Raw genomic sequence first — 24,742 nt, forward strand, 5'->3', positions numbered from 1 at the left:
GTGGACCTGCGGGGTCAGAGGAAGTTCGACCGCAGGAGGCAGTGGCGACAGATCGAGACGGATCAGGGTCTGCCGCTGGTACCTCGGTCGACGATCGAACCATAGGCCGGAGGACGTCACGTCCGGAGGCCACCTCCACCTCGCAGGTTCCGCACGTTCCGAACACCCACCGTCACCGCGCGGACGGCACCGCGTACCCCATCTCCCAGGCGTGCACGGCGATCCCGACCCGGTTCTGCACCCCGAGCTTGCGCTGGATGCTCGCCACATGGGTCTTCACCGTGCCCGGGGAGATGAACAGTTCGGCGGCGATGTCCGCGTTGGTCCGCCCGGCCGCGACCTGACCGGCGATCTCCACCTCGCGCTCGGTCAACGGCGCCGCCGGGGCCGACCGGCGGTCCACCCGCCGGGGTGCGGTCACGTGCTGCAGCAGCCGCACCGTGACCGACGGGCTGATCAGGCTCTCCCCGCCCGCCGCCGCCCGGACCGCCTCGGCCAGCAGCGCCGGACCGGACCGCTTCAGCAGGAACCCGGAGGCCCCGTGCCGCAGCGCGGGGTAGACGTACTCGTCGAGGTCGAAGGTGGTCAGCACGACCACCCGCACCGGCGTCACCGCCCCCGGAGCGGCCAGCCGCCTGGTCAGCTCCAGACCGTCCATCCGGGGCATCCGGATGTCCACCAGCGCGACGTCGGGGCGCAGCTCCGCCGCGAGTTCGAGCGCGGCGAGGCCGTCGGCCGCCTCGCCGACCACGGTGATGTCGGGCTGGGCGTCCAGGATCCGCCGCACGCTCCGGCGCACGGCCTCCTGGTCGTCGGCGATCAGCGTGCGGATGGGCTCCGGGTTCGGACTCGTCACGCACGGCAGTGTCGCACGACCCCCCGGGCGGGCCGGACTCAGCCGGCTCCGGCGCCCTTGAGGTCGGTCGTCCGGCCGTCGCGCAACACGGCGACGTGCGGGGGGACTTCGACGCGGAACCGGGCGTCGCAGTTGGCCAGGCCGGAGCAACTCGCCTCCAGGGCGAGGGTGTCCCCCTCCAGGACCCAGCTCGTCCGTTCCTCGGCGATCCCGTCCGCCTTGAACCAGCGGGTCACCTTGACGTCCTGACGGTCCGCCGCGACCAGGTCGGTCGGGACGTGGTACCGCGACACGACGTTCAAGGTGCTGCCGCTGTAGTCGAAGACCGTCGACTCGGGCGTGGCGTCCTCGGCCTTGGCGCAGCCGGCGAGGGCGGCCAGCAGGACGGCCACCGCGACGGCCACGCCCGCGGCGGACCGCCCCCGCCCCCGCCCCCGCAGACGGCCGGGTACAGCGGATACGGCGGATACGGCAGGTACGGCGGCCATGGCGGCTCCCCCTTCGACGGGCGTGTCGGTCACAGCCACGAGCATCGCCGCCGGCCGCCCCGCCGCCATCTGCCGATCGGCAGATCTTCGGCGGGCGATGCCGCCCCCTACCGGACGGGCAGCTCGAACCCCGTCCGCCACCCCGCCGGGCGCAGCGGCCCCGACTCCAGCGTTCCGCCGTACGCGGCGAGCCGTTCGGCGAGCGCGACCAGCCCGGTGCCGCCGCTGCCCGGACGGCGCCGCAGCAGGCCGCGGACGCCGGATCCGCCGCCTCCGTCGTCGCTGACCGACACGATCACCGCGGCCGCCCCTGCGCCACCCGACCGGACCTCCACCCGCACCACCGCCTCGCCCGCACCGGGCGCGTGCCGCCGCACATTGGTGAGCGCCTCCAGCACCGCCGCGTAGGCGGCGGCCTCGGCCTCCCCGGAGAGCAGGCCGACGGCCTCCGGCGCCGCCTCCAACCGGGCCCGGGTCGGCCCGGTCCGGCCGAACCGGCCCACCAGCTCCGGCAGATCCGCCAGCCCGTACACCCGGGTGGCACCGGTCGCACCCGCCGGAGGGGGCGCACCGTCCCCGTCCTCACGCGGCTCCCGCAGGGCGCCGACCATCGCGTCCATCGAGTCCAGCGCGCGCAACCCGGCCTCCTCCAGCCGGCGCAGCAGCGCGGCCGTCTCCTCCGGTTCCCGGCCCGGCAGTTGCCCGGCCTGCGCCTCCAGCACGATGCCGGTGATCTCGTGCGCCACGAAGTCGTGCAGCCCGCGTGCCACCTCCAGCCGCTGCTCGCGCCGGGCCCGGGCGATCGCCCGCTCGCGCCGCGTGTCCAGCACCCACAGGTAGAGGCTCGCGCCGAGCACCACCGCCAGCGGCAGCAGCGACGCCAGCACGGCGACCACCGAACCGGCCCCACCCCCGTCCGGGGTCCGGAGGGTGAAGCGCAGCGGCACGGCCAGCGCCGCCACCGCGGTCAGCGCGCCGGCCGGACCGGCCCAGCGGCCCCGGGAGCGCCTGGTCACCCGCCCCGCCAGCACCAGCAGCGCCGCCCACTCGAACGGCAGCCAGAACGCGGGCAGCCGGTAGGGGCCCGAGTAGACGGCGTCGAGCAGCAGCGAGAGCGCGGCCACGCCGGCGGCCGCCCCTTCGAGCGTCAGCCGCCGCCACGGCCAGGGCACCGCGGCCAGCAGGATCGCCAGGGCGGCCAGGGACGCCAGGAGCAGCGCGGCCGCGTGCTGCCCCGGGTGCGCCAGCACGACGGGCAGCAGGACGACCAGCGCCGCCACCGCCCCCACCGGCCGACGGAGCCGCGCGCCGGCGGCGGAGGAGCCGCCGGGCGCGGCAGAGGACACGGGGCCGGCCCCGGACTCGACAGGCATGCCCCGAGCCTAAGGTCCGGGCGGCCACCGCCCTCCCGGCCCCTGCCTCGCGACGACGCCCCGCCGCCGGGAACGCCCGCACGGTACCGTTCCTCCGGACCGGCACCGGCGAGCCCGCCGCCCCGGCACGGCACCGCACCGCACCGCACAGCACGGAGACGGAACCGGAGGACCCCCGATGAGCGACGCGCCGCCGCCCGACTACGGCCGGCTCGCCGCCGTCGGCCCGTACTTCGCCCTGGACGCCGCCGCGCCCGGACAGGATCCGCCGCCGGACTTCCGGCCGCTGCGCGAGCTCTACGCCCCGGGCCCGGACGGGCCGTTGGCGCACCGGGTGCGCGAGGTGGGCCGGCGGCTGGGCGCCGCCGAGCCCCGGGTCGCGGCGTCCGTCCTGCACCTCGGCCTGGCCGCCCGGTTCTGTTCGGTCGGCCTCGGCGCGGCCGCCCTGCTCGGCGAGGTGCCCGACCTGGGCCCCGACCGGGCGTGGGTCCGGGTCCCCGGGCAGGGGCCGATCGACCTCTGGCTGCCGTACCGGCCCGCGCCGGCCGACCGGGCCCCGCTCGCCGAGCGCTTCCGACGGGCCGTCGTCGAGGGGTGGTTGGCGGACCTGGCGGCGGCGGTCCGGTCCGTGGTCCCGCTCGCCGACGGGCTGCTGCGGGGCAACGCCGCCTCCGCCCTGGCGGGCGCGCTTCGCGTGCTGGAGGCCCACCCCGCAGCGGGCGCGGCCCGCACGCTCGTCGCCGAGGTGCTCGGCCGCCCGCCGCTCGCCGGGACCGGCACGCTCACCGGGACGCCGGCCGGGACCGCGTTCCGGCGCACCAGTTGCTGCCTCTACTACCGGGTCGGCCCGCGGGCGGGTGTCTGCGGCGACTGCTGCTTCACCCGCCCACCGCAAAGCCGCTGAGCCGGCCCCACCGGGCACCGCCGGACGGACCGCGTCACCGCTCCAGCGTCGCCGCCAGCAGGTTCGGGTCGGTCAGGGTGAAGAAGGCGGCACTCGGCACGTACACGGTGTCGCCGCGGACCCCGACCGTCGTGGGGTTGGAGAGGCCGTCGGCCGCGTCGAGGACGGTGTGGCGGGCGCCGTCCGGAGTCAGGTACACGACCTCGCTGGAGGGGTTGAGCGCCGCGAGCAGGTCGTCGCCGGCGCCGACGAAGGCGAAGTCGTCCAGCCCGGGGAGGCCCTCGGCGCGGACCTCCAGGGGGCCGGCGGCGCCGTCCGGGCCGATCGGGATGCGCAGCACGGATCCGGTCTCGGTGTTGCCCACCCACACGGCGCCCCGGTGCACCTTGAGTCCGTTGGCGCCGAAGGCACTGACGGGCTTGAGCGCCGCGTCGTCCGACCAGACGACCGGGGCGCCGCCGTCCAGCGGGACGGCCCGGACCAGGCCGAGCACCGAGTCGGCGGAGTACAGCACGCCCGCGTGCTCGTCCAGCGCGAGGCCGTTGGGCAGGCTCTCCGGGGGGAACGCGGCGATCCGCTCGGGCTCGCCGCCGGGGCAGAGCCGCCAGAGGCCGGTGAGGTCCGCGGTGCCGGTGGCGTAGGCGAAGTACAGCGTGCCGTCGTGGGCCCGGGCCAGGCCGGAGACGACGGCCCGGCCGATCACGGGGGTCGCCGGGTGCTCGGGCGCGGGCATGGTGGCCAGCACGGTGAGCCGGCCGTCCGGGGCGACCCGGCCGACCTGGCGGGCGTTGGAGAAGGTGAGGTCCACCGCGCCGCCGGGTTCCACCGCGATGTTCTCGGGCTGGAGGCCCTGGGCGATGTCGAAGTGGGCGACGATCCGGGGGTCGGAGAGCGGCGGGGCCACCGCCACGGCGGGCGTGGCGGCGAGCAGCGCCAGCGCGAGGGCGGCGGCCGGCGCCGCGGACTGCAGGGCGGCGCGGGCCGGCCGGGCGGGGCGGCGGAAGAGTCGGGGCACGGCGGTACTCCTCGGGGGCGGCGGACGGGGCCGGACGGCGGACGGGGCCGGACGACGGCCCCCGTCAGCAGAGCACGCCGCGCACGGCCGCCCCGGCGGCGTCGGGCCGTGCCGCCGCGAGGATCCCCCGGTCGGCCGCTCCGCCGCCCGGGGGCACCCGTCGCGCGCCCCCTACGGCGCTACCCCAGCTCGAACACGCCGTACGAGAACCCGTCCGCCCGCAACTCGCCCCCCGCGCCGATTCGCACGCCCTGGACGTCCAGCGGCCGCGCCCGGCCGGCCCCGCCGGCTCCCGCCGCCCCGCCCGCCCCGCCGAACGCCGCGCCGAACGCCACCTCCGCCGGGACGACCGCCGGCTCCCGCCGCGGGTTGACCGCCACCAGGTAGCGCCCGGCCCGGGTGTACACCAGCGGGTACCCGTCGTGCCGCACCTCCACCGAGCCGTGCGCGCCCAGCCCCGGGTGCGCCCGGCGCAGCGCGATCAGCCGCCGCACGGTGTGCAGCAGCGAGGTCGGGTCGGCCCGCTGGGTGGCGACGTCCGGCCGGTGCGGGTCCGGGTCGACCGGCAGGTAGAGCCGCTCGGCGGGGGCCGTGGAGAAGCCGGCGTTCGCGCCGGGGGTCCACTGCATGGGGGTGCGCGAGCCGGCCCGGTTGTACGTCGCGCCGAGCTCGCTGCCCTCGGTGTCCGGCAGGTCCGGCACGAAGCGCATGCCGATCTCGTCGCCGTAGTAGACCGCCGGGAGGGTCGGCCAGGTGAGCAGCAGGGCGAAGGCGGGGGCGAGCTGGTCGGCGGTGCGCGGGCCGGTGGCCAGCCGGGAGAAGTCGTGGTTGGCGGTGGGCAGGGCGATGTGGCCGGCGCCCTCGGTCAGTTCGGCCGCCGCGCGCCAGGCGTCCAGGAACGGCTGCGGCGTGCCGCGCCCCTCGGCCTCGAAGTAGCACGGGCCCTGCTTCCAGTACTCCTTCACCGTCCCGGCGTTGTTGTTCCAGAGCGAGCGCAGCGGCAGGCCGTCGTCGGGGCCGCCGAACTGGAGGAAGAAGTCGGCGTGGAAGCCGGCGGCGACGGCGGCGGCCGGGTCGCCCCATTCGGCGAACAGGGCGGCCTGCGGGTGGTCGCGGTCGAGCCAGTCGCGCAGTTCGGTCCAGAGCTTGCCGGTCTCGACGTAGCCGGGGTCGTCCTTGACCAGCGAGGAGGCCATGTCGACCCGGAAGCCCGCCACGCCGAGGCCGAGCCAGTGCTCCATGATCGAGCGCAGCGCGGCGCGGTTGGCCCGCGGGCCCTCGGCGTCCACCGGCTGGCGCCAGGGCTGGTCCGGGTTCTCGCGGGCGTAGCCGAAGTTGAGCGCCGGCTGGCAGTCGAAGAAGTTCGGCCGGTACCAGCCGGGCCGGCTTCCCGGGGAGGCGACGAAGCCCTCCACCGGTCGCTCGGACCAGATGTAGCGGTGGTCGGACGGGTCCTGCGCCGAGGTCCGGAACCAGGGGTGCTGGTCGGAGGTGTGGCCGGCGACCAGGTCCAGCAGGATCCGGATGCCCCGCCGCCGCCCCGCCTCGACGAGGGCCGCGAGGTCCCCGGCGGTGCCGTAGCGCGGGGCGGGGGTGAAGTAGTCGGCGACGTCGTACCCCGCGTCGCGGAACGGCGAGGCGAAGCACGGGTTCAGCCAGACCGTGTCCACGCCCAGCCAGGCGAGGTGGTCGAGGTGCTCGGTGATGCCCGCGAAGTCGCCGATGCCGTCGCCGTCGGAGTCGGCGAAGGACTGGGGGTAGATCTGGTAGAGCACGGCGTCGGTCAGCCACGAGGGGCCGGGGCGGGTCGAGGTCATGGGTGGGGTCCTCCTGCCGGGTGCCGGGGGGCTACCGATTCTCGTCGAATCCCGGCCGCCCCAACAGCCCGGCCCGGCCACTCCTGGACCTCCGCGCGGTTCCCGGAAGCAGCCCCGGCCCGCGCCGCGCGCCCTTCCGAGCCCCTTCCGCTCCCCCGCGCCCCCTGCCGGCCGCCGTCTCCCACCCGGCGGCCGAGCCCGCCGGCGCACCCGCTACCGGGCCGCGCAGGCCTCCGTGAACGCCCGCGCCCGCCGGGTGATCTCCGCCCAGTCACCGGCCGCGACCACCTCCGGCGCCACCACGTCCGTCCCGGCGCAGACGGCGAGCGCGCCGTGTGCCAGGAACTCCGCGGCGTTGCCGGCGTTGACGCCGCCGGAGGCGACCAGCGGGACGTCCGGGTACGGTCCGCGCAGGTCCTTGAAGTAGCCGGGTCCGAAGGCCCGGGCCGGGAAGATCTTCACGGCGGCGGCGCCGAGGTCCACGGCCTGGGCCACCTCGGTCGCGGTGAGCGCGCCGAGCACCACCGGGACCCGGGCCGCGTGCGCGGCGTCCGCCACCTCGGGCCGCAGGCCGGGGGTGACCAGGAAGGACGCGCCGACGGCGAGCCCGCGCTCGGCCTGCTCGGCGGTGAGCACGGTGCCGACCCCGACGCGGTAGCCGGCCTGCGCGGCCTTGCGCAGATGGGTCGTCACATCGGGCGTGGTGAAGGTGAATTCGGTCCAGGTGATGCCGCCCTCCGCCAGTGCGGCGCAGAGCGCGGCGGCGTCCGGTATCCGCGGGGCGCGGACGACCGCGATCACCGGCTCGGCGGCGAGCGCGGCCCGCGCCGCCGCCACCATGGCCTCGGCCGACGCCTTCCGGTCCACGGAACTCGCCGTCCCGGAACTCACCGACGCAGCGCTCGGATTCACGGCGATCTCAGGGTTCGGATTCACAGGGCTTCCATCCATTCACTCGGATTCACGGAACACTCGACGTCCTGGAGCCCGGGCCTCATCCGGCCTCCGCTCCCCGTTCGGTGCGGCGCAGCGCCCGACCGGGGCGGGCCCCGGTGGTACGACCCCGCTCCACGACGGCGGTGCCGTTCACATAGACGTGCTCGATACCGGCCGCGGGCCGCCTGGGCCGATCGAAGGTGGCGGTGTCCTGGACGCGTTCGGGGTCGAACAGGACCAGGTCGGCGTGGTACCCGGCGGCGATCCGCCCGCGCCGGTGCAGCCGCAGCCGGGCGGCCGGCCGGCCGGTCATCCGGGCGACCGCCTCCTCCAGCGTGAGCACGCCCAACTCCCGGACGTAGCGGGCCAGGTAGCGCGGGAAGGTGCCCCAGGCGCGCGGGTGCGGCCGGGCGCCGACGAGCAGCCCGTCGCTGCCGACGGTGTGCGCGCGGTGGCGCATGATCGCCCGGACGTTCTCCTCGTGGCCGACGTGCTGGAGGATGGTGGTGGCCAGCTCGTCCCGGAGCAGCAGGTCGAGGAAGACCTCGGTGCCGGTGCGGCCCTGCTCGGCGGCGAGTTCGGCGACGGTCCGGCCGACCGCTCCGGCGAGTTCGGGGGCGCCGGCGCCGGAGAGCTGGATGGTGGCCCAGTCGGTGACCACGCCGTGGCAGCCGTCGCTGCCCTTCTCCTCCACCTCGTACCGGATCCGCTCGCGCGCCGCCGGATCGCCGAGCCGGGTCAGGGTGGCCTGCGGACCGCCCTCGGTGGCCCAACTCGGCAGCAGCGCCGCCAGGGTGGTGGATCCGGGCAGATAGGGGTAGCTGTCCAGGGTGAGGTCCACGCCGTCGTCGAGCGCCCGGTCGACCAGCTCCAGCAGCTCGCCGGCCCGGCCCTGGTTGACGCCGAAGTTCATGGTGGCGTGGGTGAGGTGGAGCGGGCAGCCGGAGCGCCGGGCGATCTCGACCATCTCCGCGTACCCCTCCAGCGCGCCCGCGCCGTAGGAGCGCTGGTGCGGTGCGTGGAAGCCGCCGTACCCGGCGACGACCCGGCAGAGCTCGACCAGTTCCCCGGTGCCGGCGTACATCCCCGGGGTGTACGTGAGGCCGCTGGACATGCCGACCGCGCCCTCGGCCAGGCCCTGTGCCAACAGCTCGCGCATCCGGTCGAGTTCGGCCTCGCTCGGGGCCCGGTTCGCCCAGCCCATGACGAGCATCCGCAGGGAGCCGTGCGGCACCAGGTAGCAGGCGTTGACGGCGGGGCCGGTGCGGTCCAGCCGGTCCAGGTAGCCGCCGACGGTCCGCCAGTCCCAGTCGAAGCCGTCCGGGTCGCCGTTCCAGCCGGCGATCTGGCGGCGCAGCGCGGGCAGCGTGGTGTCGTCGACCGGCGCGTAGGACAGGCCGTCCTGGCCGAGGACCTCGCAGGTCACCCCCTGGGTGACCTTGGCCGGGTGCTCGGGTTCGCGCAGCAGGGCGAGGTCGGAGTGGGCGTGCATGTCGATGAAGCCGGGCGTGAGCACCAGCCCGTCGGCGTCCACCGTCCGGGCCGCGCCGCCGCCGGACGCGCGCCCCGCGGCGGCGACCTCGACGATCACCCCGTCGGCGATCCGGACGTCGGCCCGGTACCGCCCGGCGCCGGTCCCGTCCACGACCGTCGCGCCCCGGAACACCGTGCCCCGGACGCCGCTTCTCGCGCCGCTCATCAGAAGAACGTCCTGACCAGCCCGGTGACCTTCGGCTCGGCCGCCGAGGCGTCGTCCAGCACGGGGATCAGGGCCCACTTGTCGAAGGCGGTGCACGGGTGCGAGACCCCGAGCCGCAGCACGGCGCCGACCGGGGCGAGGTCGCCCGCGTCGCGCAGGAAGGCGTGCTGGTCGTTGAGCGCGGTGATCCGTGCCGCCGTGCCGGCCAGCTCCGCCCCGCCCCGCACGGACTGCGGCTCCGGCAGGCCCTCGTCGAACGGCAGGTCGCGCTTGCCGGCGTCCAGCAGGGCCAGCTGCGGCTCCGGCCGGGACACCACCCGGGCCCAGCCGTGCAGCGCGGAGCGCAGGGCGCCGCCGCCCCGCCCGGCCCCGCGGGCGAGCGGCGAGATCCCCCGGTAGAAGCCGTCGTCGTGCGCGAGGTACGCGCCCGAGCGCAGCACCACGAACGCCTCCGGCAGCGCGCCCAGCTCCTCGGCCACCAGGTCGAAGTAGGCGCTGCCGCCGGCCGTCACCAGCGGCGCGGACCCGTCCGGGTACCGGCCGGCGAGCCGCCCGTGCAGCTCGGCCAGCGACCGCAGGTAGCCGCGCACGGCGGCGAGGCCGCCCTCGCTGGCGTCGTGCGCCAGCGCGCCCTCGTAGCCGCCGATGCCGGCCAGCCGCAGGGCCGGCGCGCTCCGGACCGCGTCGGCGATCTCCACCGCCGTGTCGACGGTGCGCGCGCCGGTGCGCCCGCCCGGGCCGCCGAGTTCGACCAGCACCTCGACCGGGCGCTCGGCGCCGGCCGCGCGCAGCGCCCCGTCCATCAGCCGGACGCTCTCGACGGAGTCCACCCAGGAGGCGAAGGCGAAGTCCGGGTCGGCGGACAGCTCGCCCGCCAGCCAGCGCAGGCCCGCCGGGTCGAGCAGGGAGTTCGCGAGCAGCAGCCGCCGCACGCCGAAGGCGCGGGCGACCCGCAACTGCGGCAGGTTGGCGAGGGTGATGCCGTGGCTGCCGGCGGCCAGCTGCGCCTGCCAGAGCGCGGGCGCCATGGTGGTCTTGCCGTGCGGGGCGAGCGCCACGCCGGCGTCGGCGCACCAGCGGGCCATGGTGCGCAGGTTGTGGTCGAGCGCGCCCGCGTCGAGGGTGAGCAGCGGGGTGCCGAGGTCGGCGAGGGTGGGACCGGTGGCCAGGTACTGGCGGACGGTCAGGCCCGCGGCGGCCGGTGGCAGCGCTTTGAACCGCCAGTCGAGCACCTCCTCGGCCAGGGCCGCCACCTTGCCGGTGTCGAGGCCGGGGCCGGTGCCGCTGCTTGCGAAGGTCTGGTCCACCGTCTTCCTCCATCTGCCATGTTGCAACATGCGCAATGAGGGTTGCACATGCTGGCAACACGGTTCTAGCATCGGCGCCGGACGAAGGTCAACGACAGCCGCCCGCCGCACGGCGGGTCAGGCAGGCTCGCCACAGCACCCCCCACCCGGCCGGGCCGCAGCACTCCGAGGAGCCCAGCAGATGCCACGCCAGGACGCCGCCGCGAGCCCGGGCACCCCGCCGCCCGGCCGTCCGGCCGCCGCCCCGTCCGCCCCCGGCCCGGCATCCGCCGTCGAGGTCCCCGCCCCGGCGTCCGCCGTCGACCCCTCCGGACCCGCCCCCGAACCGCAGGGCCCCCCGCTGGCCGTCTGCGTGGGCGAGTCGATGGCCGTCCTCCTCCCGGACCGGCCCGGTCCGCTGGAGTCCGTGGACAGCTTCCGCCTCTCGGTCGGCGGCGCCGAGTCCAACGTGGCCGGCGCCCTGACCGCCCTGGGCGTGCCGAGCGCCTGGATCAGCCGGGTCGGCGACGACGGATTCGGCCGCCGCCTGCTCGGCGAACTGACCGCCCGCGGGGTGGACGTCTCCGCGGTCGCCGTCGACCCGCACCGCCCGACCGGGCTCTACCTCAAGGAGGTCGGCGGCACCACCGGCGACCGCCACGACCTCGGCCCGGGCCGCAGCCGGCTGCACTACCACCGTCGCGGCTCGGCCGCCGCCGCCCTCTCCCCGGCCCTGCTGGCCGACCCGGCCGCCGCCCGGCTGCTGGCCGGCGCCCGGCTGCTGCACCTGTCCGGCATCACCGCCGCCCTCTCCGACGACTGCCTCGCCCTGCTCCGCGCCCTGCTCGCCGAGCGCCGCCCCGGCCGGCTGGTCAGCTTCGACCTCAACTGGCGCCCCGCGCTCTGGCGCGAGCGCGACCCCTCGGTGCTGCCGCCGCTGCTGGACGCCGCCGACCTGCTGCTGCTCGGCGCCGACGAGGCCGAGACCGCCTTCGGCACCGGCGACCCGCGGGCGCTGCGCCGCCGCTTCCCCTCCCCCGCCACCCTGGTGGTCAAGGACGCCGCCCGGCTGGTCACGGCCATCGAGCGCGACGGCGCCGCGGTCACCGAACCGGCGCTGGCCGTCGAGGTGGTCGAGGCGACCGGCGCGGGGGACGCCTTCGCGGCCGGCTACCTGGCCGGCACCGTCCGCGGCCTCGACCAGCGGCGCCGCCTGCGGCTCGGCCACCTGAGCGCGGCCTGCGCGCTGACCGCCCACGGCGACCAGGCCGACCTGCCGCCGGCCGGAGTGGTCGCGGCGCTGCTCGACGCCGCACCCGAGGACTGGGCGGCCACCCGGGTCTCGGCGGATGGCATCGTGTCTCCTGTCCTGTCCGCACCGACCGTCCGCGTGCACACCACGGCGACCGCCGCCCCCGGGGGCGGTGCCGCCGACCCTCGACCGGCCGCCGCCCCGGCCCTTGGAGCGCCATGAGCCAGACCGTCACCCGCGCCCTGCGCATCCTCGCCGAACTCGGCGAGGGCGAGCGCTCCCTGGACCAGCTGGCCGAGGTGCTCGGCGTGCACAAGACGACCGTGCTGCGACTGCTCCAGTCCCTCGAAGAGGAACGATTCGTCTACCGGGACGCCGGCTACCGCTACCACCTGGGCGCCGGCCTGTTCGCCCTCTCCGGGCTGGCCCTGGAACAGCGCGGGGTGCGCCGGATCGCCGCCCCGCACCTCGCCGAGCTGAACGCCGCCACCGGCCAGACCGTGCACCTGGCCGCGTACGAGGGCGGCGAGGTGGTCTACATCGACAAGTACGACTCCCGCCACCCGGTGCGGATGTACTCGCGGATCGGGCTGCGCGCCGCCCTGCACAGCGCCGCCGTCTCCAAGGTGCTGCTCGCCGACCTGCCGGCGCCGGAGCGGCGCCGGGTGGTGGCCGGGATCGACTTCGTCCCGCACACCCCGCGCACCCTGGCCACGCCCGAGGCGCTGCTCGCGGAGCTGGAGAAGGTCGCCGTCCAGGGCTGGGCGCAGGACCACGCCGAGCACGAGGCGTTCATCAACTGCGTGGCCGCGCCGATCCGGGACGCCAGCGGCCGGGTGGTCGCGGCCGCCTCGATCTCCGTGCCGGACGTCGTCCTGCCCTACGAGCAGGTGCTGGAGCTGCTGCCCGCGCTCCTCAGCACCACCCGGGCGGTCTCCGCCGACTGCGGGCAGACCCCGAACCACCCCTGAACCACCCCTGAACCACCCCGAGCCCCCGGTCCCCGACCGCACCCCACCGAGGAAGCGAACACGCATGAGCGACAAGACCGAGATCCGCACCGACGGCGCCCCCGCCCCGGCCTGGATGTTCTCCCAGGGCGTCCGCAAGGGCCCGATCCTGCAGGTCTCCGGCCAGGGCCCGCAGGACCCGGCCACCGGCGAGTACCTGCACCACGGCGACGTGAAGGCGCAGACCCGCCGCACCCTGGAGAACGTCAAGGCGATCGTCGAGGCGGGCGGCGCCACCATCGAGGACGTGGTGATGTTCCGGGTGTACCTCACCAAGCGCGCCGACTTCCCGCTGATGAACGAGGTCTACGCCGCGTTCATCGAGGAGAACATCAAGCCGGGCGGCGTGAAGCCGTGCCGCACCACGATCTTCGTCGAGCTGCCGCAGGAGCCGATGCTGGTGGAGATCGACGCCCAGGCCGTCATCGGCTGACCCCTCCGGCGGAACCCCGGGCCCGGACCTCGCGGTCCGGGCCCTTCCGCATCCCGGCGGTGCCTTGCCCTCCCGGCCCCGAACTCATTAGGTTAGGCTCACCTAACCAACAGGCAGGCAGCCCGCCGGAGGTCCCCACCCATGAGCCCGCACCCCCACGACGCCGCGATCGACACGGCCGCCGAGAGCGCCGGGATCCCCGAGCCGAGCGCCGCCGAGCGGATCGCCGGCCTGCTCACCGCCACCTCCTCGGTGGTCGTCCGCGCCTGCGGCGAGCAGCACGAACTCGCCACCCCCGTCTCGGTGCACGGCTCCCGGCTGCGGCTGCGCGCCCCGCTCGACGCCCCGCTGACCGCCGCCGTGGCCCGCGAGCAGGACGGCCTCGCCGTCGTGCTCGACGTCACCGACATCGCCCCGGTGGCCGTCCGCGACCGGGTCCGCGGCCGCCTCACCCTGGCCGGCCGGCTCCAGCTCGCCCACCTCGCCGACGACGGCCTCGGCGTCCACCTCCGCCTGGACGTCGCCCACGCCGTGCTCTCCACCCCCTACGGCACCACCGCGATCACCGGCGCCGACCTCGCGGCCGCCGCCCCCGACCCGCTGGCCCGCTACGAGGCCGGCCTGCTCACCCACCTGGCCGACGGCCACCCCGACGCGCTCGCCGTGCTCACCCGGCTGATCGACCCGGAACTGCTCGCCGGGCTCCCCGCCGTCCGCCCGCTCGCCCTCGACCGGTACGGCCTGGTGCTCCGCCTGGACCACCCGGGCGGCCACCGCGACGTCCGCCTGGTCTTCCCCGAACCGGCCCGCGACGCCGACGAGTTCGGCCACCGGGTGCACCAACTGGTGGCCGCCGCCGAGCAGGTGCTGCCCGCCCGCCGGCACTGATCGGACCGACGATCCGTCAGGCACCCACCGGCGCGGCGTCGTCGGCACGCTCCGCCGCGTCCTCCAGGATGATCCGCCCGATCCGGGCGTACCGCTCCGGCCGCCGGGCGCGCAGCCACAGCGCCAGCCCGATCCCGCCCAGGAAGGTGCCGATCACCAGGTACGGGATCAGCCGGAAGAGCAGCGTGCCGGCGGCCGCCCCGGCGGCGGCGTCCCGGTGGACCACCAGCAGGGCCACCACCCCGGCCATCGCCACCCCGCCCAGCAGCGGCGCGAGCAGCGTCCGGAACCAGTGCCGGGTCCCCGGATGCCGGCCCTGCACGTGGAAGTAGCCGACCACCGCGAACGAGCAGAGCGTCTGCACGATCAGGATCGCCATCGTCCCGAGCAGCGCCAGCAGCGTGTACAGGTGCGCGTACGGGTCCATCCCGGCCACCAGGAACCCGCCCACCAGCGCCGCTCCGATCACCGACTGGACCACCGAGGCGACGTGCGGCGAGCCGTGCCGCGGATGGGTGCGCCCGAGCGCCGGGTGGAGGAACCCCTCGCGCCCGATCGCGTACAGGTACCGGGCCGCGCACTGGTGGAAGGCCATCGCGCAGGCGAAGGACCCGCTCACCACCAGCCACTGGAACACCGTCACCGCCCAGCCGCCGAAGTGCGCGCCGAGCGGATCGAAGAACAGGCTGTTGCCGTTCTTGCCGGGGACCAGGCCGTTGGCGACGTCCACCGCGCGCCGCGTCCCGTTGCCGGAGACGATCATCCAGGAGACGAAGACGTAGAACAGCCCGACCCCGATCACCGAGATCAGCGTCGCCCTCGGCACCACCCGCTTCGGGTCGCGGGACTCCTCGCCGTACATCGCGGTGGACTCGAAGCCGACCCAGGAGCAGAACGCGAAGAACAGCCCCAGCCCGGCCCCGGCGCCTCCGCCCACGCCGCGGAAGGCGTTCAGCGGATCGAGCGCCTCCCCGGCCACCAGCCCGTCCGGCCCGCCGCCGGTGAACAGCACGGCCAGCGAGACCGCGCCCAGCACGGTGACCTCCAGCACCAGCGCCACCCCGAGCACCCGCGCGGTCAGATGCACGTCGAACCAGGCCAGAATCCCGATCACCAGCAGCCCGAGCGCCGCGTACCAGCCCCAGGGCAGCTCCACCCCCAGCTGCGCCGCCACCAGCCCGCGCAGCGCGTACGCGAAGAAGCCGACGACCGCCGCCTCGAAGACGATGTACGCGAGCACCGCCAGCAGCCCCGAGGCCATCCCGACCACCCGGCCCAGCCCGTGCGAGATGTAGCCGTAGAACGCCCCTGCCGCGGTGAGGTGGCGGGCCATCGCCACGTAGCCGACCGAGAAGACGGTGAGCACCACGGTCACGAAGACGTACGCGGCGGGCGCGCCGGCGCCGTTGCCCTGGCCGACGACGATCGGGAGGTTGCCGGTCATCGCGGTGATCGGCGCCGCCGCGGCGACCGCCATGAAGACCACGCCCGCCAGGCCGACCGAGTCCGCCTTCAGCCGGTCCACCCCCGCCCCCGGCCGCTGTCCCGCGTCCTCGACCGCTTCCCCGCGCTGGACGGCCATCCGGCCCCCTTCACCCGCTGTGCCCGTGCCGCCCGCCGGACCGGTCGGGCGATGCCAACCCGACAGCATCGGGGCCCGGCGCGCGAACCCGCAAAGCGGGCCGACCCGGCGTCACCAGCACGCGGTTGACGCCCTGTTCGACCGTCGGCCCGGCCCGTTCGACCGGAAACGCCGGTGGCGAACGGCCGGCGAACGGCCTGCGAACGACGGCGGCCGGCCCGGCTCGCGAGGGAGGTCTCGCGAACCGGGCCGGCCGGACGGGCGTGTCCCGCGCCCGTCGATCCACTGGAGGTGCGGCGATCACCCGGTCGAGCGGTCACCCGACATGACCATCCCGGGAGAGTCGTCTTCGCCCCGCACCCAGCGGTGGTGGAGGTGATCCGACCGGAGGGTCAGATCGCGACGCCGTGCGCCCGCAGGTAGGCGATCGGGTCGATGTCCGAGCCGTACTCCGAGCCGGTGCGGACCTCGAAGTGCAGGTGCGGGCCGGTCACGTTGCCGGTGGCACCGGAGAGGCCGATCTGCTGGCCGGCGGTGACGGTCTGGCCGACCTTCACGCCGATCGAGGAGAGGTGCGCGTACTGGGCGTACTTGCCGTCGGCGAGCTTGATCTCGACCTCGTTGCCGTAGGCGCCGCCGTTGCCGGCCTTCACCACGGTGCCGTTGGCGATGGCGCGCAGCGGGGTGCCGGTGGAGGCGACGAAGTCGGCGCCGGTGTGGTGGCCGGAGGCCCACATCGAGCCGGCCACGCCGTAGGCGGTGCCGAGCTTCGGGTTGGCCAGCGGGGCGACGTAGCCGGAGGTGGCGGCGACGACCGGGGTCGCGACCGGGGCGGCGGTGGTCTGGACCGCCGGCTTCGCGGCCGGGGCGGCGGGCTTCGCGGCGGGCGCGGCCGGCTTGGCGGCGGGCGCGGCCGGCTTGGTGGCCGGAGCGGCCGGGGCGGCCGGCTTGGCGGCCGGCTTAACGGCCGGAGCGGCCTTGGTGCCGAGCGCGAGCTTCTGGCCCGGGAAGATCAGGTTCGGGTTGGCGCCGATGACCGAGCGGTTGTGCTCGTACAGCGCCTGCCAGCCACCGTTGACGTTCTTCGCGGCGGCGATCTTCGACAGGGTGTCCCCGCCGACGACCTTGTAGCTCTCCTCGACCGGGGCGGCGGCCGGAGCGGCCGGGGCCGCCTGCTGCGCGGCCGGAGCGGCGGGCTTGGCGGCCGGGACCTCGTGGGCCTGGGCGCTGACCGCGGTCACCAGCGGGAGGGCGAACGCGGCGCCGGTGACGGCGGTGGCGATGCCGATGCGGGCGGCGCGGGGCAGGGCGGTACGACGAGCGTGTGCGGGCATGCGAAATGTCCTCTCCGACGCCTGCGAGGTGAGCTGTCGGGTTCGGGCTGGAGTTGCCCGGCCGCAAAAGGCGGCTTCACCCCGAGCCGGACCGCGAATTCGGGTCCGGCGACTTACCTGTGGGTCCCCCGCTCCTGCCGTACAGAGTTCGTTGCGTACCACCGGGCAGCGGCAGGACTAGGCGTTCCACCCGGTGGCCACCCGGGCTGACGCCGGGCGGTCGCTGAACTAAAACTCATCCGTTCGGGTGAAGCAATGTCGATCTCCAGGCCCCGGGACCAAAGTCCGCATCACCGTGACGCTCCGCATGAAACCGATACACAGTACGCACACAATCCATTTACGCCGCGCACGTGATCCGCGACCCTGCGCCGATATCGGAACCGGTACGCACACGATCACTCACGCAGCGGACATTCCCCGACACACCCCCCGGTGACCCTTGTCACGTCGGCCCCGCCCGGCGGATCATGGGCCGTGGCCACCTCCGAGGCCGGCACCCTGCGGTTGGGCACCGCGCAGGGTCGCTGGGTACTTCTGGCGACGGTGCTCGGCTCCAGCATGGCGATGCTGGACGGGACCGTCGTGAACGTCGCGCTGCCCCGGATCGGCGCCGACCTCGGCGCCCAACTCGACGCCCTGCAATGGACGCTCAACGCCTATCTGCTCACCCTGGCGGGCCTGATCCTGCTCGGCGGCGCGCTCGGCGACCGGTACGGCCGGCGCCGGGTCTTCCTGCTCGGCGTGGTCTGGTTCGCCGCCGCCTCCGCGGCCTGCGCCGCCGCCCCGAACATCGAGGTGCTGATCCTCGCGCGCGCCGTGCAGGGCGTCGGCGGGGCACTGCTCACCCCCGGCTCCCTGGCGATGCTCCAGGCCGTCTTCCACCCGGAGGACCGCTCGGCGGCGGTCGGCCTCTGGTCCGGACTCGGCGGGGTGTCGGCGGCGGTCGGACCGTTCCTCGGCGGCTGGCTGGTCGACGGGCCGGGCTGGCGCTGGATCTTCCTGCTGAACCTGCCGCTGGCCGCGCTGGTGGTGGCGGTCTCCGCCCGGCACGTGCCGGAGAGCCGGGACGAGTCGGCGACCGGCCGCTTCGACGTGCTCGGCGCGGTGCTGGCCGCCCTGGCGCTGGGCGCCGTCACCTACGCGCTGACCGCCGCCGGGAAGGGCCTGTCCCCCGCGGTCTGGGTCACCGGCGCGGCGGGCGTGCTGCTCGGCGCCGCCTTCGTCGCGGTCGAGCGCCGCACCCCGGAGCCGATGCTGCCGCTCGGCCTGTTCTCCTCACGGCTGTTCACCGCCGTGAACCTGGTCACCCTCGCCGTCTACGCGGCGTTCAGCGGTGTCTTCTTCCTGCTGGTCGTCCAGCTGCAGATCGTCTCCGGCTTCTCACCCCTGGTCTCCGGGCTGGCCCTGGTGCCGATCACCGTGATCATGCTGGCGCTGTCCGCCCGGGCCGGCCGGCTGGGCAAGCGGATCGGCCCCCGGCTGCCGCTCACCGTCGGCCCGCTGCTCTGCGCGGCGGGTGTCCTGCTGATGCTGCGGATCGGCCCGGACGCCTCGTACTGGACGGACGTGCTGCCCGCCGTCACGGTGATGGGCAGCGGCATGGTGCTGCTGGTCGCACCGCTGACCGCCACCGTGCTGGCCGCGGTGGAGGTGCGGCACGCCGGCATCGCCAGCGGCGTCAACAACGCCGCGGCCCGGGCGGCCGGCCTGCTGGCGGTCGCCGCGCTGCCCGCGCTGGCCGGCCTGAGCGGTGACGCCTACCGGGTGCCGGACGCGGTCGACTCCGCCTTCCACACCGCGATGCTGATCTGCGCCGGGCTGCTGGTGGCCGGCGGGCTGACGGCGCTGGCCGCCGTCCACGGCAATGTGCTGGCCCCGGAGGACGACCACCCGGTGGCCGAGCCGGACTGCCGCTACGCCTGCGCCACCAACGCCCCGCCCCTCGACCCCGGCCACCCCGCCCCGGTCCCCACCGAACACGGCGAAGGCCCCGCCGCCTCATCGGCGACGGGGCTGTGACTCGCCCGCTCGCCCCCGAGCCGAAGGGGCGGGCACTTCCGGCCGGCGAACCGTCAGAGAATGTCGCCCGGAGCGTACTTGGCCGCCTCCGGGTACGCGGCCGCGACGGCCTCGACCTGGCGGACGACCTCGGCGACCTGCGCCCCGGCCGCACCGGTGAAGGACAGCTTGTCGGCCAGCAGCGCGTCCAGCGCGGCCCGGTCCAGCGGGATCCGCTCGTCGTTCGCCAGCCGGTCCAGCAGCTCGTTCTCCCGCGCGCCGGCCCGCATCGCGAGCGCCGAGGCGACGGCGTGCTCCTTGATGACCTCGTGCCCGGTCTCCCGGCCGACGCCCGCGCGCACCGCGCCCATCAGCACCTTGGTGGTGGCCAGGAACGGCAGGTAGCGGTCCAGCTCGGCCTCGATCACGGCCGGGAAGGCGCCGAACTCGTCGAGGACGGTCAGGAAGGTCTCCAGCAGGCCGTCGAAGGCGAAGAAGGCGTCCGGCAGCGCGACCCGGCGGACCACGGAGCAGGAGACGTCGCCCTCGTTCCACTGGTCGCCGGCCAGCTCGCCGGTCATCGACGCGTAGCCGCGCAGGATGACGGCCAGGCCGTTGACGCGCTCGCAGGAGCGGGTGTTCATCTTGTGCGGCATCGCCGAGGAGCCGACCTGGCCCTCCTTGAAGCCCTCGGTCACCAGCTCGTGGCCGGCCATCAGGCGGATGGTCTTGGCCAGGCTGGACGGCGCGGCGGCCAGCTGGACGAGGGCGGTCAGCACCTCGAAGTCCAGCGAGCGCGGGTAGACCTGGCCGACGCTGGTGAGCACGTTCTCGAAGCCGAGGTGCCCGGCGACCCGGCGCTCCAGCTCGGCGAGCTTCTCGGTGTCGCCGCCGAGCAGGTCCAGCATGTCCTGCGCGGTGCCGACCGGGCCCTTGATCCCGCGCAGCGGGTAGCGGGCGATCAGCTCCTCCAGACGGCGGAAGGCGACCAGCAGCTCGTCGGTGATCGACGCGAAGCGCTTGCCCAGGGTGGTGGCCTGCGCCGCCACGTTGTGCGAGCGGCCGGCCATGACCAGCTCGGCGTGCTCGGCGGAGAGCCGGCCCAGGCGGACCAGCACGGCGACGGTGCGGTCGCGCACGTGCTCCAGTGACTGGCGGATCTGCAGCTGCTCGACGTTCTCGGTCAGGTCCCGGGACGTCATGCCCTTGTGGATCTGCTCGTGGCCGGCGAGCTCGCTGAACTCCTCGATGCGGGCCTTGACGTCGTGCCGGGTGATCCGCTCGCGGGCGGCGATGGAGGCGAGGTCGACCTGGTCGATCACCCGCTCGTAGTCGGCGACGGCGGTGGCGGGCACCTCGACACCGAGGTCCTGCTGGGCCTTCAGGACGGCGAGCCAGAGGTGGCGCTCGAGGACCACCTTGTGCTCGGGGGACCAGAGCTGGGCCAGGGTCGCCGAGGCGTACCGGGAGGCCAGGACATTGGGGATCTGGGGCTTCGCGCTCACGCTTCGCAAGCCTAACAGCCGAGGTCAGCCGGAACGGCACGGGCTCGGGTAGGCTGGGGTACTTGAGCAACCGTCACCAAGCACCCGACAAACTCCTCACCGCAAGGATACCACACCCATGAACGGATCTCCAGCGGTTCCCACCCGCCCGACCCCGACGGACGACCGCCTCGCCGAGGCCCTGCACGCCGAACAGGCCCGGCTGACCGGCCTCTACGCCCATCTGGACGCCGCCCGCGACCGCGCCCGCCGCGCTCTAACGGCGGCCGGCCGCGAGGCCGGCCCGGGCGGCACCCACCAGGCCCGGTTGGAGCGCGAACTGCGTGCCGCCGAGGCCGCCCGCCGCGCCGCCCGGCTGGACGCCGTCGAGCGCGGCCTCTGCTTCGGCCGCCTGGACCACCGCGACGGCACCGTCCGCTACCTCGGCCGGATCGGCCTCACCGACGAGCTCACCGACACCTACGAGCCGGTGCTGGTCGACTGGCGCGCCCCCGCCGCCCGCCCGTTCTACACCGCCACCCCGGCCGACCCCGGCGAGCTGGTCCGCCGCCGCCACCTGCACACCCGCGGCCGCACCCTCACCGGGCTGGACGACGAGGCGCTCGACCTGGGCGCCCTGGACGAGCCCGGCCGGCGCGGCCTGGTCGGCGAGGCGGCGCTGCTGGCCGCCCTGGAGCGCGAGCGCACCGGCCGGATGGCCGGCGTGGTCGCCACCATCCAGGCCGAGCAGGACCGGGTGATCCGCGCACCGCTGCCCGGCGCCCTGGTCGTCCAGGGCGGCCCCGGCACCGGGAAGACGGTCACCGCCCTGCACCGCGCCGCCTATCTGCTGTACACCCACCGCGCGGTGCTGGAGCGGCGCGGCGTCCTGCTGATCGGCCCCAACCCGGCCTTCCTGCGCTACATCGACCAGGTGCTGCCGGCCCTCGGCGAGACCGAGGTGGTGCTGCGCACCGTCGGCGAGCTGTTCCCCGGCGTCCGGGCCACCGCCGAGGACACCCCGGCCGCCGCCGTGGTCAAGGGCGGGCCGTGGATGGCCGACGTGCTCCGGCGCGCCGTCGAGGCCCACCAACCGCTGCCCGCCGACGGCCTGCGGCTCGGCGAGCACCTGCGACTGCCCCGCCGGGTCTGCGCCGAGGCCAGGGAGGCGGCGCGCGGCCTGCGGCTGGCGCACAACCGGGCCCGCGCGTTCTTCCTGCGCACCCTGCTGGACGCCCTCGCGGTGGCCCAGGCGCTCTCGCTCGGCCGCCCATACGACGAGGAGGAGGCCCGCTACGCCCCGCGCGAGCTCTGGGAGCAGCCCGAGGTCCGCGCCGAACTCGACGCCCTGTGGCCGGTCCTGACGCCACATCACGTGGTCGACCGGCTGCTCTCCGACCCCGCCCTGCTGGCCGCCGCCGCCCCCGGCCTCTCCCCCGCCGAACGCGCCGCCGTGCTGCGCCCGCCCGGCGCGCCGTGGACCACCGGGGACGTCCCGCTGCTCGACGAGGCGGCGGAGCTCCTCGGCGAGGACGGCGCCACCGCCCGGGCCCGCTCCCGCGCCGCCGAACGGGACCTGGCGGAGGAGTTGGCCTACGCCGAGGGCGTGCTCACCGTCACCGGCCAGCGGGACGACGCCACCCTGGACGCCGGGCTGCTCGCCGAGCGGTTCCGCGACACCGGCCCGGACCGCACCACCGCCGAGCGCGCCGCCGAGGACCGCACCTGGGCGTACGGGCACGTGGTGGTCGACGAGGCCCAGGAGCTGTCCGCGATGGCCTGGCGCGCCGTGCTGCGCCGGGTGCCGACCCGCTCGCTGACCATCGTCGGCGACCTCGCCCAGACCGCCTCGCCGGCCGGCGCCCGGTCGTCCTGGGCCGAGCTGCTGGACCGCGAACTGCCGGGCCGCTGGCGCGAGGAGCGGCTCACCGTCAACTACCGCACCCCGGCGGCGATCATGGCCCCGGCGGCGGCGGTGCTGCGCGCCCACGCGCCCGGCCGGCAACCGCCCGAGGCCGTCCGGGAGACCCCCGAGCGCCCGCGCGCGGTCCCCGTCCCGGGCGGCGACTACGCCGCCGCGCTGGCCGCGCTGCCCGCCGGCCCCGGCACCCTCGGGGTGATCGCCCCGGACGCCGGCGCCGCCGCGCTGGGGGCGCTGACCGTCCGCGAGGCCAAGGGCCTGGAGTTCGACGCGGTCGTCGTGCTCGACCCGGCCGCCCTCCTCGCCCAGGGCGCGCCGGACCTCTACGTCGCCCTCACCCGCGCGACCCGGCGCCTCACCCTGCTCCACCACACCCCGCTGCCGCCCGCCCTCGCGACGGTCCTGGCCGGTGGTGACTAGGCGGTGCGGCCGCTGAGCACCGGGAGGACCTGGACGCAGATCGAGTGCAGCGCCGCGCGCTGCTCGCCGTCGAGGCTCTCGAAGGCCTGGTGGGTGCGGCCCATCTCGCCGCGGATCAGCGCCAGGATCTCCCGGCCCTGCTCGCTGATGACCACGATCTTGACCCGCCGGTCGCCCGCCGAGGCCTCCCGGCGGGCCAGGCCCAGCGCCTCCAGCCGGTCGACGATCCCGGTCACGTTGGAGGCGTCACAGCCCAGCCGCCCCGCCAGCGCGCGCATCGGCACCGGTTCCTGGACGGCGCCGAGCGCCTTGGCCTGCGAGGAGGAGAGACCGTGCCGGGCGGCGGCCGCCGCGAAGTCCTGGAAGTACGCACCGCCGACGGCGGCCAGCGCCTCCATCAGCTCGGCGTTGGTCGGTACGGTCGTGGTCGTCGTCGAACCCATGGGGTCAGCCTACGACCGACTGCTTCAGCAACTCAAGATTTGAGCACGGCAAAGGTCCGGCGGCCAAAGCGCCTGACCCCGAAACCCTCCGGCTCACAGCACGGTCCATGCCCGCCCGGAGCACGCCCGAAGCGCGCTCACAGCACCAGCTGGTCGAACAGCCGGCGCAGCTCCGCCTCAGGATCGGCGGTCAGGCCGGTGTGCACCGGGCCCGGCTGCACCACCGCGCTGCGCGGGGCCGTGAGCCAGCGGAACCGCTGCCCCGGGCTGTCCGCCGCGGCCGGACCGGCCTGCGGCCCGCCCGCGCAGGCCACCTCGATCCCGTGCAGCGCCCGCCGCACCGAGGACACGTCGGCGACCGGGTCCAGCGCCAGCAGCCGGGCCTGGTCCAGGTGGGTCCGCGCGGCCAGGTGGGAGCCGTTGCGGCAGTACAGCAGCACGCCCACGTTGACGCACTCGCCGCGCTCCACCCGGGGCACCGCCCGGATCACCGCGTACTCGTACTCGTTCAGCTCGGCCCGCAGCGGCACCGCCGAGCGCGCCGACTCGCCCGCCCGGAGCTCGGCCGGGCCGGAGTCCGCCGACCAGGACAGCCGGGAACCGGACAGCCGGGACTCGGACAGCCCGAACTCCTCGAAGCCGGACTCGGTCATGCGGACACCTCCGGCAGCCAGTCGCGGGGACCGGCCAGTCGTGCGGTCAACTGGGCGCGGTACGCCTCGCGCACCGCCCCGGGCGAGTCGAACCCGGGCTCGTCCGTCAGCCAGACGTCCGGGATCCGCGCCACCGCCTCCTCGATCGCCGCCTCGGCCAGCGGGGCGAGCGCCTTGTCGGCCGCGAGCAGGTCCGGCTCGGCGCCCAGCAGCGCGTGGTCGGAGGCGTCGTACGGACGGCGGGTCCAGCCGGCGGCGCCCGCCCAGTGGTGGTGGAAGATCAGGCTCGCGCCGTGGTCGATCAGCCGCAGGCCGCCCGTGGCGACCAGCAGGTTGGGGTTGCGCCAGGAGCGGTCGACATTGCCGATCAGCGCGTCGAACCAGAGCACCTGCCCGGCCAGCCCGGCGTCCACCTCGAAGCAGAGCGGGTCGAAGTTGAGCGCGCCGCTGACGAAGGCCATGCCCAGGTTGAGGCCGCCGCTGGCCCGCATCTGGTCCTGGATCTGCGGATCCGGCTCGCTGCGGGCCAGCACCGGATCCAGGTCGACCGTCACCAGCTCGGGCACCGGCAGGCCGAGCCGCCGGCCGAGTTCACCGGCCAGCACCTCCGCGACCAGCGCCTTGCGGCCCTGGGCCGCGCCGACCCACTTCAGCGCGTACAGCCGCCGATCGTCGGCCTCGACCAGGCCCGGCATCGAGCCGCCTTCTCGCAGTGGCGTCACATAACGGACCGCCGTCACCTCGGGGAGCACGCCGGACAGCCTATCGGGCATATGCACGGGGCGGGTGTCGCTCGGCACGCTCGCCCGCCCGGGTCGCCCCGGGTGGCAGCCCCGGCTGCTCCGTGCGAGTGTGGCGGACAGTAATCGGAGCACCCGAAGGTCGCGCCGTGGAGTCACCGGTCACCACCCGCGCCGGTCACCACCCGCACCGGTCACAACCTGCAC

At 75.7% G+C, this 24,742-nt stretch carries 21 protein-coding genes and 1 riboswitch; of the genes, 7 read left to right on the top strand and 14 right to left on the bottom strand.

What is annotated here, in order from left to right; all coding sequences use genetic code 11:
• Positions 1-172: 172 nt before the first annotated feature.
• The 3 genes from ABTX81_RS21200 to ABTX81_RS21210 form a co-directional block, all read right to left on the bottom strand.
• A complete protein-coding gene (locus ABTX81_RS21200; RefSeq protein WP_350547950.1) occupies positions 173-856 on the bottom strand; it encodes a response regulator in 684 nt (227 codons plus the stop codon).
• A gap of 38 nt (positions 857-894) precedes the next feature.
• Positions 895-1,260 carry a hypothetical protein gene (locus ABTX81_RS21205; RefSeq protein ID WP_350547952.1) on the bottom strand — a complete coding sequence of 122 codons (366 nt, stop codon included), beginning with the start codon at positions 1,258-1,260 and terminating at the stop codon, positions 895-897.
• 191 nt (positions 1,261-1,451) lie between these two features.
• Positions 1,452-2,717 (bottom strand): histidine kinase, encoded by a 1,266-nt coding sequence (locus ABTX81_RS21210; protein ID WP_350547954.1) that lies wholly within the window; start codon positions 2,715-2,717, stop codon positions 1,452-1,454.
• Positions 2,718-2,895: 178 nt separating this feature from the next.
• Between ABTX81_RS21210 and ABTX81_RS21215 the strand changes: the two genes are divergently transcribed.
• Positions 2,896-3,621: a (2Fe-2S)-binding protein gene (locus ABTX81_RS21215; RefSeq protein WP_350547956.1), complete on the top strand. Its 726-nt coding sequence runs from the start codon at positions 2,896-2,898 to the stop codon at positions 3,619-3,621.
• Positions 3,622-3,655: 34 nt separating this feature from the next.
• Here the strand turns inward: ABTX81_RS21215 and ABTX81_RS21220 are convergent, their stop codons facing one another.
• From ABTX81_RS21220 to ABTX81_RS21240, 5 genes are all read right to left on the bottom strand, one after another.
• A complete protein-coding gene (locus ABTX81_RS21220; protein WP_350547958.1) occupies positions 3,656-4,636 on the bottom strand; it encodes an SMP-30/gluconolactonase/LRE family protein in 981 nt (326 codons plus the stop codon).
• A 179-nt stretch (positions 4,637-4,815) separates the two neighbouring features.
• The gene (locus ABTX81_RS21225; protein WP_350547960.1) at positions 4,816-6,453 is read right to left on the bottom strand and encodes an alpha-amylase family glycosyl hydrolase; all 1,638 of its coding nucleotides are present in this window, start codon (positions 6,451-6,453) and stop codon (positions 4,816-4,818) included.
• Positions 6,454-6,666: 213 nt separating this feature from the next.
• The gene (locus ABTX81_RS21230; RefSeq protein ID WP_350547962.1) at positions 6,667-7,320 is read right to left on the bottom strand and encodes a bifunctional 4-hydroxy-2-oxoglutarate aldolase/2-dehydro-3-deoxy-phosphogluconate aldolase; all 654 of its coding nucleotides are present in this window, start codon (positions 7,318-7,320) and stop codon (positions 6,667-6,669) included.
• Positions 7,321-7,447: 127 nt separating this feature from the next.
• A complete protein-coding gene (locus ABTX81_RS21235; protein WP_350547964.1) occupies positions 7,448-9,088 on the bottom strand; it encodes an N-acyl-D-amino-acid deacylase family protein in 1,641 nt (546 codons plus the stop codon).
• Positions 9,088-10,395 carry a type III PLP-dependent enzyme domain-containing protein gene (locus ABTX81_RS21240; RefSeq protein ID WP_350547966.1) on the bottom strand — a complete coding sequence of 436 codons (1,308 nt, stop codon included), beginning with the start codon at positions 10,393-10,395 and terminating at the stop codon, positions 9,088-9,090. Before ABTX81_RS21240 ends, ABTX81_RS21235 begins: the two co-directional genes overlap by 1 nt.
• 181 nt (positions 10,396-10,576) lie before the next feature.
• On the opposite strand from ABTX81_RS21240, the gene ABTX81_RS21245 reads away from it, so the two are divergent.
• From ABTX81_RS21245 to ABTX81_RS21260, 4 genes are all read left to right on the top strand, one after another.
• Complete coding sequence (locus ABTX81_RS21245; protein WP_350547968.1) at positions 10,577-11,848, top strand: sugar kinase; 1,272 nt, start codon at positions 10,577-10,579, stop codon at positions 11,846-11,848.
• Positions 11,845-12,597, top strand: coding sequence for an IclR family transcriptional regulator (locus tag ABTX81_RS21250; RefSeq protein WP_350547970.1), 753 nt, complete (start codon positions 11,845-11,847; stop codon positions 12,595-12,597). The genes ABTX81_RS21245 and ABTX81_RS21250 overlap by 4 nt, the downstream gene beginning before the upstream one ends.
• A 64-nt stretch (positions 12,598-12,661) precedes the next feature.
• Positions 12,662-13,069 (top strand): RidA family protein, encoded by a 408-nt coding sequence (locus ABTX81_RS21255; protein ID WP_350547972.1) that lies wholly within the window; start codon positions 12,662-12,664, stop codon positions 13,067-13,069.
• A 141-nt stretch (positions 13,070-13,210) separates the two neighbouring features.
• On the top strand, positions 13,211-13,957 hold the full coding sequence (locus ABTX81_RS21260) for a DUF2470 domain-containing protein (protein ID WP_350547974.1): 747 nt from the start codon (positions 13,211-13,213) through the stop codon (positions 13,955-13,957).
• A gap of 16 nt (positions 13,958-13,973) precedes the next feature.
• Here ABTX81_RS21260 and ABTX81_RS21265 read toward each other — a convergent pair whose 3' ends face one another.
• Together ABTX81_RS21265 and ABTX81_RS21270 are read right to left on the bottom strand one after the other, a co-directional pair.
• Positions 13,974-15,539, bottom strand: a complete 1,566-nt coding sequence (locus tag ABTX81_RS21265) for an APC family permease (RefSeq protein ID WP_350547976.1) — start codon at positions 15,537-15,539, stop codon at positions 13,974-13,976.
• Between the two features lie 392 nt (positions 15,540-15,931).
• Positions 15,932-16,873, bottom strand: a complete 942-nt coding sequence (locus ABTX81_RS21270; protein WP_350547978.1) for a M23 family metallopeptidase — start codon at positions 16,871-16,873, stop codon at positions 15,932-15,934.
• Positions 16,874-16,876: 3 nt separating this feature from the next.
• A riboswitch (cyclic di-AMP (ydaO/yuaA leader) is annotated at positions 16,877-17,039 on the bottom strand.
• Positions 17,040-17,350: 311 nt separating this feature from the next.
• On the opposite strand from ABTX81_RS21270, the gene ABTX81_RS21275 reads away from it, so the two are divergent.
• Positions 17,351-18,895, top strand: coding sequence for an MFS transporter (locus ABTX81_RS21275; protein ID WP_350547980.1), 1,545 nt, complete (start codon positions 17,351-17,353; stop codon positions 18,893-18,895).
• A 53-nt stretch (positions 18,896-18,948) separates the two neighbouring features.
• Here ABTX81_RS21275 and purB read toward each other — a convergent pair whose 3' ends face one another.
• Positions 18,949-20,379, bottom strand: coding sequence for an adenylosuccinate lyase (gene purB / locus ABTX81_RS21280; RefSeq protein WP_350547982.1), 1,431 nt, complete (start codon positions 20,377-20,379; stop codon positions 18,949-18,951).
• A gap of 118 nt (positions 20,380-20,497) precedes the next feature.
• Here purB and ABTX81_RS21285 point away from each other — a divergent pair, with 118 nt between their 5' ends.
• The gene (locus ABTX81_RS21285; protein ID WP_350547984.1) at positions 20,498-22,699 is read left to right on the top strand and encodes a HelD family protein; all 2,202 of its coding nucleotides are present in this window, start codon (positions 20,498-20,500) and stop codon (positions 22,697-22,699) included.
• Here the strand turns inward: ABTX81_RS21285 and ABTX81_RS21290 are convergent.
• From ABTX81_RS21290 to ABTX81_RS21300, 3 genes are all read right to left on the bottom strand, one after another.
• Complete coding sequence (locus ABTX81_RS21290; RefSeq protein ID WP_350547986.1) at positions 22,696-23,142, bottom strand: MarR family winged helix-turn-helix transcriptional regulator; 447 nt, start codon at positions 23,140-23,142, stop codon at positions 22,696-22,698. The genes ABTX81_RS21285 and ABTX81_RS21290 overlap by 4 nt on opposite strands.
• A 137-nt stretch (positions 23,143-23,279) precedes the next feature.
• Positions 23,280-23,666 (bottom strand): DUF3037 domain-containing protein, encoded by a 387-nt coding sequence (locus tag ABTX81_RS21295; RefSeq protein WP_350548176.1) that lies wholly within the window; start codon positions 23,664-23,666, stop codon positions 23,280-23,282.
• Positions 23,667-23,791: 125 nt separating this feature from the next.
• Positions 23,792-24,547 carry a HipA family kinase gene (locus tag ABTX81_RS21300; RefSeq protein ID WP_350547988.1) on the bottom strand — a complete coding sequence of 252 codons (756 nt, stop codon included), beginning with the start codon at positions 24,545-24,547 and terminating at the stop codon, positions 23,792-23,794.
• Positions 24,548-24,742: the final 195 nt, after the last annotated feature.

Origin of the sequence: Kitasatospora sp. NPDC097605 (assembly GCF_040302725.1) — a bacterium.
Classification (GTDB): Bacteria; Actinomycetota; Actinomycetes; order Streptomycetales; family Streptomycetaceae; genus Kitasatospora.